Origin of the sequence: Kribbella sp., assembly GCF_035687465.1 — a bacterium.
Lineage (GTDB): Bacteria > Actinomycetota > Actinomycetes > Propionibacteriales > Kribbellaceae > Kribbella.
Window position 1 is genome coordinate 1 of sequence record NZ_DASRXP010000625.1, and the last position, 7,887, is coordinate 7,887.

Sequence of the window (7,887 nt, forward strand, 5' to 3'; positions counted from 1 at the left end):
GTTAGAAGGACTCGGATGGACGTGGTGGTGAGACTACTGCGCATGCGCGCACACTCCTTGTTTAGAAGCCGGAACCGGCTCTACCCACTCGATGCGCACACCGCTCCGAATGTTGCGATACCCCCGCCGGTACTCCGGTACGTGGCGACCCGCAGTACGGGTCGTCAATGGTGGTAGGTGGCGCGGCGCATGGCTTCGCGGAGTTGGCGGACGCGGGCCCGGCGGGGGGCGATCCGGTCTCGGAGGGCGCGGGCCTCCTCCAGTTCGCGGAGGAAGGCGGCGCGGCGGCGCAGCCGGTCCAGTTGTTCGGGCGACTTCCCGGAGTTCTCAGCCACGGGCGCACGTCCTGTCGGTCGAGGCGCCCCGGGGCGGGGGCCGGCTCTAGGGCCCTAACCTGAATCGACTGCCTTTCGACCGTAACAGCGGGTTTGCTTCCCGGCAGCGAATCGCCGACGGTAGCGTTCCCGCCATGCAGATCCTCGTCGTGGACCACCCGCTCGTCGCCCACAAGCTCACCGCGCTGCGGGACGAGCGGACGGACTCGCCCACCTTCCGGCGGCTGACCGAGGAGCTCGTCACGCTGCTCGCGTACGAGGCCACCCGGGATGTGCGGACCGGTCCGATCTCCGTCCGTACGCCGGTCGCGGAGGCCGAGGGGGTCAAGCTGACCTCGCCGAAGCCCCTGGTGGTTCCGATCCTGCGGGCCGGCCTCGGCATGCTCGAGGGGATGTCCCGGCTGCTGCCGACCGCGGAGGTCGGGTTCCTCGGGATGATCCGGAACGAGGAGACGCTGGACGCCTCGACGTACGCCGAGAGGCTGCCGGAGGACCTGTCCGGCCGGCAGTGCTACGTGCTCGACCCGATGCTCGCGACCGGTGGCACGCTGGCCGCGGCGATCCGCTTCCTGGTGAACCGCGGCGCCGACCACATCACCGCGATCTGCCTGCTGGCGGCGCCCGAGGGCGTCAAGCGGATCGAGGGCGAACTGGCCGACCTGCACGTCCCGGTCAACCTCGTGATCGCCGGCATGGACTCGCACCTGAACGAGAAGGGCTACATCGTCCCCGGCCTCGGCGACGCCGGCGACCGCCTCTACGGCGTCGCCCAGTAGCCCTCACTGCTTACGTCCGAAGAAGCGAGGGGCCTGCCCCGCGGTTCTTCGGACGCAAGAGCTGTCTAGACGAGGTTGTTGCGGTAGAAGAGGTTGGCTCGGCGGTCGCCGGCGACGCCGGAGGCGAAACCGAAGTACAGGCGGGCGGTCGCGTCGGTCGAGCCGTAGACCGCCATCCCCTCGGCCTCGCGGTAGGTCAGGCTCTGGCCCGCGAGGCTGAGGAACGAGTCGACGAGCACGCCCTGGTTGATGTCGTAGCACCACAGTTTCGAGTTCGCCTTGGCCGGGTCGGGAGCCCCGGGGTAGGCCGTGCCCTCCCAGAAGTACACGTACGAGCCGTAGAGCGCCCAGCCCTGGAAGGCGACACCGGGCGTCAGGGCCGGCTGCTTGAAGGACGTGAGCACGGTCGAGAAGTCCCCCGCGGCCGCGGCGGCGAGCGAGTAGATGTTGACGTGCATGCCGTCGGACAACGCGTGCCGGATGCCGATTCGGCCGTACCGCTGATCGATCGCGGGGGTGAACACGCTGCCGTTCGACACCGGCTTCCACTTCGTCACCGACGACGAGCTGAGGGTGGCGCCGTTCTGCCAGGGGAACCTGCAGATCTGGCGACCGCGCCCGTTCGCGGTGTCCACGTCGGTCTCGGTCCAGATGTACGTCGTACTGCCGACCGCCTGGGCGCCGATCGACACGGCATGACCGAAACCGTTCAGGTACATGTGACCGAGCACGGTGCCGGAGAAGTTGAGCTGGCTCAGGGTGAGGTCACCGCTGTTGGCCGGCGTACCGGATCTCAGCTGGCCGGTGAAGAGCCGGTTATTGGGGGTGTCGAACGCGAAGGACTGCATCACGGTCGGCCCCCACAACGGCTTGCTGCGGAAGATCTCGCCACCGGATCCACTCATGGTGAACCGTTTGGTGGCGGGCAGGGCTTCGACACGTAGAGGAGCACGGACAGGGGCGGCGGAGGCGTGGGCGACTCCTGACGAACCGGCGACGAGCATCGCACCGGCTCCGGCGAGCAACCCACGGCGGGAAAGGTTGTCCATACCCAGCGACGGTAAGAGATTTACCGTGCACTGTCAGTAGCTCGCACAAATATTTCTGTGAACTTCTCAGTGAAGGCTGTTAGAAGGCATAGGGGTACGGCGACCAGTCGGCCGGCCGCTTCTCCAGGAACGAGTCGCGTCCCTCGGCGGCCTCGTCGGTGCCGTAGGCCAGCCGGGTCGCCTCGCCCGCGAAGATCTGCTGACCCACCAGACCGTCGTCGATCAGGTTGAACGCGTACTTGAGCATCCGCTGCGCGGTCGGGGACTTCGCGCAGATCTTCTTGCCCCACTCCAGCGCGACCGCCTCGAGCTCGGCATGCGGCACGACCTTGTTCACCATGCCCATCCGGAAGGCGTCCTCGGCGGAGTACTCGTCGCCCAGGAAGAAGATCTCCCGGGCGAACTTCTGCCCGACCTGCCGGGCCAGGTACGCCGATCCGAAACCACCGTCGAACGACGCCACATCCGCATCCGTCTGCTTGAACCGCGCATGCTCGGCCGAGGCGATCGTAAGGTCCGCAACGACATGCAGACTGTGCCCGCCACCCGCTGCCCACCCCGGCACGACAGCGATGACCACCTTCGACATGAAGCGGATCAACCGCTGCACTTCGAGAATGTGGAGCCGCCCTGCCTTGGCGGGGTCGATCGTGTCGGCCGTCGTGCCCTCGGCGTACTTGTAACCGTCCTTGCCGCGGATCCGCTGGTCGCCACCGGAGCAGAACGCCCAACCGCCGTCGCGCGGGGACGGTCCGTTGCCCGTGAGCAGCACGCAGCCGACATCGGACGACATCCGCGCGTGGTCGAGCACCCGATACAACTCGTCCACTGTTCCCGGCCGAAAGGCATTGCGTACTTCGGGCCGGTTGAACGCGATCCGAACCACCCCGGCGTCCACCGCGCGGTGGTAGGTGATGTCGGTCAGGTCGAACCCGTCGACCTCTTTCCACGCGGACGGGTCAAAGATCTCGGAGACGTGCGCTGGCTCGGTCACCCGGCCGAGCATATTTCACGACTTTGCTGTGCTTTCGCGGAGGACGACCTCGGCCGGGAACGTCTCCGTCTTCGGCTCGCCGCCCTCGATCGCCAGCTCCAGCGCCCGCCGGCCCATCTGCTCCAGCGGCAGCCGGACGGTGCTCAGCCCCGGCCAGACATCCCGCAGCGTTGCGATGTCATCGAACCCGGCCACTCCGAGCTCGCCCGGTACGTCGACTCCGCGGCCGCGCAGCGCGGACATCGCACCGACGGCCATCACGTCGTTCACCGCGAACAGACAGTCCAGGTCGAGCTTGCGATCCAGCAACTCCAGAGCAGCCGAATGACCACCGTCGCGGGTGAACTCCCCGCCCTGCACCGCCACCGGTTCCAGCCCGGACTCGGCCAGCCCCGCGACGAATCCGTCGCGCCGATCCCGCGCGGTCGCGAGACCGTCAGGACCAGCCAGTACGCCGAACTTCCGCAACCCGAGTCCCACCAACGACCGGGCCAGTTCGGCCGCACCGGCACGGTTGTCCGGCTCGATCGTGTGCGCGGGCATGCCTGACTGACTGACCAAGGCGAGTCCCGCACCGGAGTTCAGGAATGTCTCGACCTCGTGCGCAGTACGGGCGAGTCCCTCGGCGTCGGTGCGGCGGCTGCCGATCATCACGGCGGCCCGGGCGCGCTGGGCCCGGAGAGAAGACAGGTAAGCAATCTCACGGTCGGCATCACGGAACGTGCTCGCCAGCATCACCAGCAGACCGCGTTCGTCGGCGGCCCGCATCACGCCGTTCGCGATCGCCGCGAAGTACGGGTCCTCGATGTCGTGGACCAGGATGCCGACCACGTTGGTGGAGGATTTCGCCAGCGCCTGGGCCTGTGCGTTCGGCGTGTAGCCGAGGGCCGCGGCGGCCTCACGGACGCGCTCCTGCAGCTCGGGACGCGGCACCCGATCGCCCCCGTTGAGCACGCGGGAGGCGGTCGCGACCGACACACCCGCGCGCTGTGCGACGTCCAGCAACGTGACCGGTGCTCGCAGATTCACTGGTACCCACCTTCCGTGCAGCTCCCCCTGGGTGGCGGTCACACTATCGGAAGACCGGCCTTGATCACCCTCTGTGGCTGTCAAGTACCGGCCAATGTCGCCAGAACCTGGCTTTGGCGCGCCTGAATGACTAGCCTTCCCAGCCATGACGACCGTCCGCGCCAGGGTGATTGTCCTGGTCTCGTCCACTGCAGTCTGCCTGGGAGCCATCACTGGTACAGCCACGGCCGCTCCCGTGCCGGACGGACCCGGCGAGCCCGGCGCCGAAGCACTGAGCGCGGACGCCACGGGAGTCCCGCCGCACGTCGATCCGGCCACCCGCAGTACCAAGCCCGTCTACGACTACGCCGGTGCGATCCGCGAGTCGGTCTGGGTCGACACGTTGATGGACACCGACTCCGACGGCAGCAACGACGTGATCGCGGTGGACATCGTCCGGCCGCGCGAGACCGATGCCGCCGGGCTGCGGATCCCGGTGATCATGGACGCCTCGCCGTACTACTCCTGCTGCGGGCGCGGCAACGAGAGCGAGAAGAAGACCTACGACGAGAACGGCGTCATCCAGAAGATGCCGTTGTACTACGACAACTACTTCGTCCCCCGCGGCTACGCCGTGGTCGGGGTCGATGTGGTCGGCACCAGTCGATCCACCGGCTGCGGTGATGTCGGCGGCAAGGACGAGATCGACTCCGTCGTCGCCGTGATCGACTGGCTGAACGGCAGAAACACTGCCCACACAAGCGATGGCAAGCCAGTCAAGGCAACCTGGACGACCGGCTCGGTCGGCATGATTGGCAAGTCGTACGACGGAACGCTGGCGAACGGCGTCGCGGCCACCGGGGTCAAGGGACTCAAGACGATCGTGCCGATCTCGGCGATCTCGTCCTGGTACGACTACTCGCGATCCGGCGGCGTCCCGTACTCCGTCGACTACATGCCCTGGCTGGGTGGCTATGTCGGCCACGACACCCCTGCTTGCGAGGCGGTTCGTGCGGACCTGGGCGAGCAGGACGACGACGAGACCGGGGACTACACGTCCTTCTGGTCCGAGCGCGACTATGTGAAGGACGCAAGCAAGGTGAAGGCGTCCGTGTTCGTCACGCACGGCCTGAGCGACTACAACGTCCAGACGAACCACTTCGCGCAGTGGTGGACCGCCCTCGCGAAGAACAAGGTGCCGCGGAAGATCTGGCTCGGCCTGGAAGATCACGTCGACCCGTTCGAGTTCCGCCGGGACGCCTGGGTGGACGAGCTGCACAAGTGGTTCGATTATTGGCTGCAAGGCCTGCAGAACAACGTGATGCGCGAGCCGATGGCCTCCGTCGAGACCGCTCCGGACGTGTGGCGCGACTACCCGACCTGGCCGGCCGTGTCGAAGACCGTGCCGGTGCCGCTGGCCGAGGGGAAACTCGGTGCCAAGGGCAAGGGAACCGTCACGGTGACGGACGAGCCCTCGCTGACCGAGGACACCATCGTGGCAACGCCGTCCGAGGTGATCGCCGGACGGCAGATGTTCCTCTCGGCCCCACTGCCGGCCGCGATCCGGGTCAGCGGAACGCCGACGGTGACCTTGCGGATCAGGGCGGATTCGGAGACCACTCCGGTGACCGCGCGGCTGATCGAGTACGGCGAGGGTGAGCGGTACTCCGGGATCCGGCGTACTGACACCGAGACCTGTGTGGCACCGCAGTCCGACTTCGACGACGCCTGCTATTTCACGGTGCAGAAGCAGACCGAAGAGAGCGATCACGGGATCGTCAGCCGGGGCTGGATCGACGCCGCGCACAGCAGCTCGCTGAGCAAGCCGAAGCCGTTGACGCCGGGCAAGTGGACCACGGTCACCGTGCCGCTGCGGGCGCAGGACGAGGTGATCCCCAAGGGGCGCGTGCTCGGCCTCGCGGTGACCTTGAGCGACGGTGGATGGACCGCGCCGAACGACACCGGCGCGACCATCGACATCGACCTCGCGAACAGCAAGCTCAACCTCCCGGTCACGGCCGGCAAGGTGCCGGCACCGGCCAAGGTCGAGCCGATCGACGTCACCATCAACACCCCGACCGAACGCCCCGACCTGCACGACCCCCTCGGCTGATCTCAGCAGCCCGACAACTCACCCACCCGGTTGCCTAGGGCAACAAGCGTGGCGCTGGCTCAGGCGCACCCCCGGCGGCTCCGGTCGGCAAACCGCGTCCGCATGCCGCACTCGTCGCCGCGACGCGCGTCTGGATGCTGGTTGGCGGAGTAGTCTGCGATGTGTAGTAGTGTGGTCGGCAGAGCACCGGGAGGGCCGGTCTGAGGGGGCCGATTCCTCCCGGTGCGATGAGACGAACGGGGTGGAGTGGATGGATCCGAGCCAGTTGCTCAAGGGGGTGCTGGATCTCGCCGTGCTGGCCGTACTGCGGGATGCGGACGGCTACGGCTACGACGTACTCCGCCGGCTGCGGGCCGCGGGGCTCGAGGATGTCGCCGACGCCTCGGTGTACGGCACCTTGCGAAGGTTGTTCGCGGCCGGCGCGCTGACGTCGTACGTGCAACCCAGTGAGGAAGGCCCGCATCGCAAGTACTACGGGCTGAACAAGACCGGCCGCGACTTGCTGGCCGACTCCACCAAGACCTGGAGCCACTTCGCCGACACGATGTCGGGCCTGCTGCACATGGAGGCGGCGTGAACAGCACTCTGACGGGACCCGTCGCGACCTACCTGGCCCAGGTCCGGGCCGAGCTGAGCGACCTGCCACCGGGTGAGCTGGAGGATGTGCTCGAGGACGTGTCCGGCCACCTGACCGAGGTCGCCGCCGAGTTCGAGCAGGAGCTGACCGCCGCCGCGCTCGACGAACGCCTCGGCAGCCCACGCCAGTACGCCGATGAGCTCCGCACCGCGGCCGGTTATCCCCCGAGGACCCAGCAGGCCGCGGATCGCGGGGCAGGGCGCAAAGCACTCCGCTGGGGCATCATCGCCTGCACCGTCGGGCCGTTCTTGCTGGTGGTCGGGCTCGTCGGCGGGTCGTTCGACACCGTCGCCTTCTTCGGCCTGCTCGGACTGGCGACCTTGTTCGGCGCGGCCTACCTCGGCGTCCGGGCGCTGAACGGCCAGGACCCGCGGATCGTGCTGGACGAACCACGCGGCGCCCAGTGGGCCGAGTCGATCCGTGGTCTGGTCGACCAGCTCCCGCCGAACGTCCGGCGCGAGCTCGTCACCATCGGTCAGCCGGTCTGGTGGGTCGCCCGCGGCGTGGTCGGCGGCGGCGGCTTCTTCGCAATGTTCGGCGCGGGCGCGGTCACCGTGGTCGGCGCGCTCGCCGGCGCCGCGGTGTCGATCTGGATCGGCCGCCGCACGCAGCAGGACCGCCGCTGGCTCTGGTACGTCGTGCCGCTGAACCTGGTCGCCACGATCGCGGTACCGCTCTGGCTCGCCGCCAGCTTCGTCGGCGGTTCGTCCGGGCTGTTCTCCTCCTCGAGCTACCACAACGACCCGGCGTCGAACTACGCCGTGGGAGGTCTCGCACTGGACGGGCAGAGGATCGACAACATCTACCCGTTCGACGCGCAGGGTCGCCAGGTCTCCGTCCGGCTGTACGACCAGAACGGCCAGCCGATCAGCGTGCAACCGGAGGACTGCGCGGCGATCTACGGGTCGAACGTCTCCACCGAGCCGACCAGCAACCTGTTCCCGCAGCCCGCGTTGATGAAGGGTGCCGACAGTG

Annotated in this window: 8 protein-coding genes; 4 read left to right on the plus strand and 4 right to left on the minus strand. The window is 67.9% G+C overall.

Annotated features, from left to right (window positions below):
- Positions 1-164: 164 nt before the first annotated feature.
- Positions 165-335 (minus strand): hypothetical protein, encoded by a 171-nt coding sequence (locus VFG33_RS33015; RefSeq protein ID WP_325056921.1) that lies wholly within the window; start codon positions 333-335, stop codon positions 165-167.
- Positions 336-469: 134 nt separating this feature from the next.
- Between VFG33_RS33015 and upp the strand changes: the two genes are divergently transcribed.
- Positions 470-1,111 carry a uracil phosphoribosyltransferase gene (upp, locus tag VFG33_RS33020; protein ID WP_325056922.1) on the plus strand — a complete coding sequence of 214 codons (642 nt, stop codon included), beginning with the start codon at positions 470-472 and terminating at the stop codon, positions 1,109-1,111.
- Between the two features lie 65 nt (positions 1,112-1,176).
- Here upp and VFG33_RS33025 read toward each other — a convergent pair whose 3' ends face one another.
- The 3 genes from VFG33_RS33025 to VFG33_RS33035 form a co-directional block, all read right to left on the minus strand.
- The gene (locus VFG33_RS33025; protein ID WP_325056923.1) at positions 1,177-2,160 is read right to left on the minus strand and encodes a phage baseplate protein; all 984 of its coding nucleotides are present in this window, start codon (positions 2,158-2,160) and stop codon (positions 1,177-1,179) included.
- 79 nt (positions 2,161-2,239) lie between these two features.
- A complete protein-coding gene (locus VFG33_RS33030; protein ID WP_325056924.1) occupies positions 2,240-3,154 on the minus strand; it encodes a 1,4-dihydroxy-2-naphthoyl-CoA synthase in 915 nt (304 codons plus the stop codon).
- Positions 3,155-3,169: 15 nt separating this feature from the next.
- On the minus strand, positions 3,170-4,183 hold the full coding sequence (locus VFG33_RS33035; RefSeq protein ID WP_325056925.1) for a LacI family DNA-binding transcriptional regulator: 1,014 nt from the start codon (positions 4,181-4,183) through the stop codon (positions 3,170-3,172).
- Between the two features lie 145 nt (positions 4,184-4,328).
- Here VFG33_RS33035 and VFG33_RS33040 point away from each other — a divergent pair, with 145 nt between their 5' ends.
- The 3 genes from VFG33_RS33040 to VFG33_RS33050 form a co-directional block, all read left to right on the plus strand.
- On the plus strand, positions 4,329-6,275 hold the full coding sequence (locus tag VFG33_RS33040) for a Xaa-Pro dipeptidyl-peptidase (RefSeq protein WP_325056926.1): 1,947 nt from the start codon (positions 4,329-4,331) through the stop codon (positions 6,273-6,275).
- A gap of 250 nt (positions 6,276-6,525) precedes the next feature.
- Positions 6,526-6,852, plus strand: coding sequence for a PadR family transcriptional regulator (locus VFG33_RS33045; protein WP_325056927.1), 327 nt, complete (start codon positions 6,526-6,528; stop codon positions 6,850-6,852).
- Positions 6,849-7,887, plus strand: a 1,039-nt coding sequence (locus tag VFG33_RS33050) for a DUF1700 domain-containing protein (RefSeq protein ID WP_325056928.1), incomplete at its 3' end; no start/stop codon positions are given. The genes VFG33_RS33045 and VFG33_RS33050, both read left to right, overlap by 4 nt.

Excerpts from the sequence above, each read along its gene's own strand:
- upp (WP_325056922.1), top strand. The coding sequence starts at position 470 with ATGCAGATCCTCGTCGTGGACCACCCGCTCGTCGCCCACAAGCTCACC.
- VFG33_RS33025 (WP_325056923.1), bottom strand. The coding sequence starts at position 2,160 with ATGGACAACCTTTCCCGCCGTGGGTTGCTCGCCGGAGCCGGTGCGATG.
- VFG33_RS33040 (WP_325056926.1), top strand. The coding sequence starts at position 4,329 with ATGACGACCGTCCGCGCCAGGGTGATTGTCCTGGTCTCGTCCACTGCA.
- VFG33_RS33045 (WP_325056927.1), top strand. The coding sequence starts at position 6,526 with ATGGATCCGAGCCAGTTGCTCAAGGGGGTGCTGGATCTCGCCGTGCTG.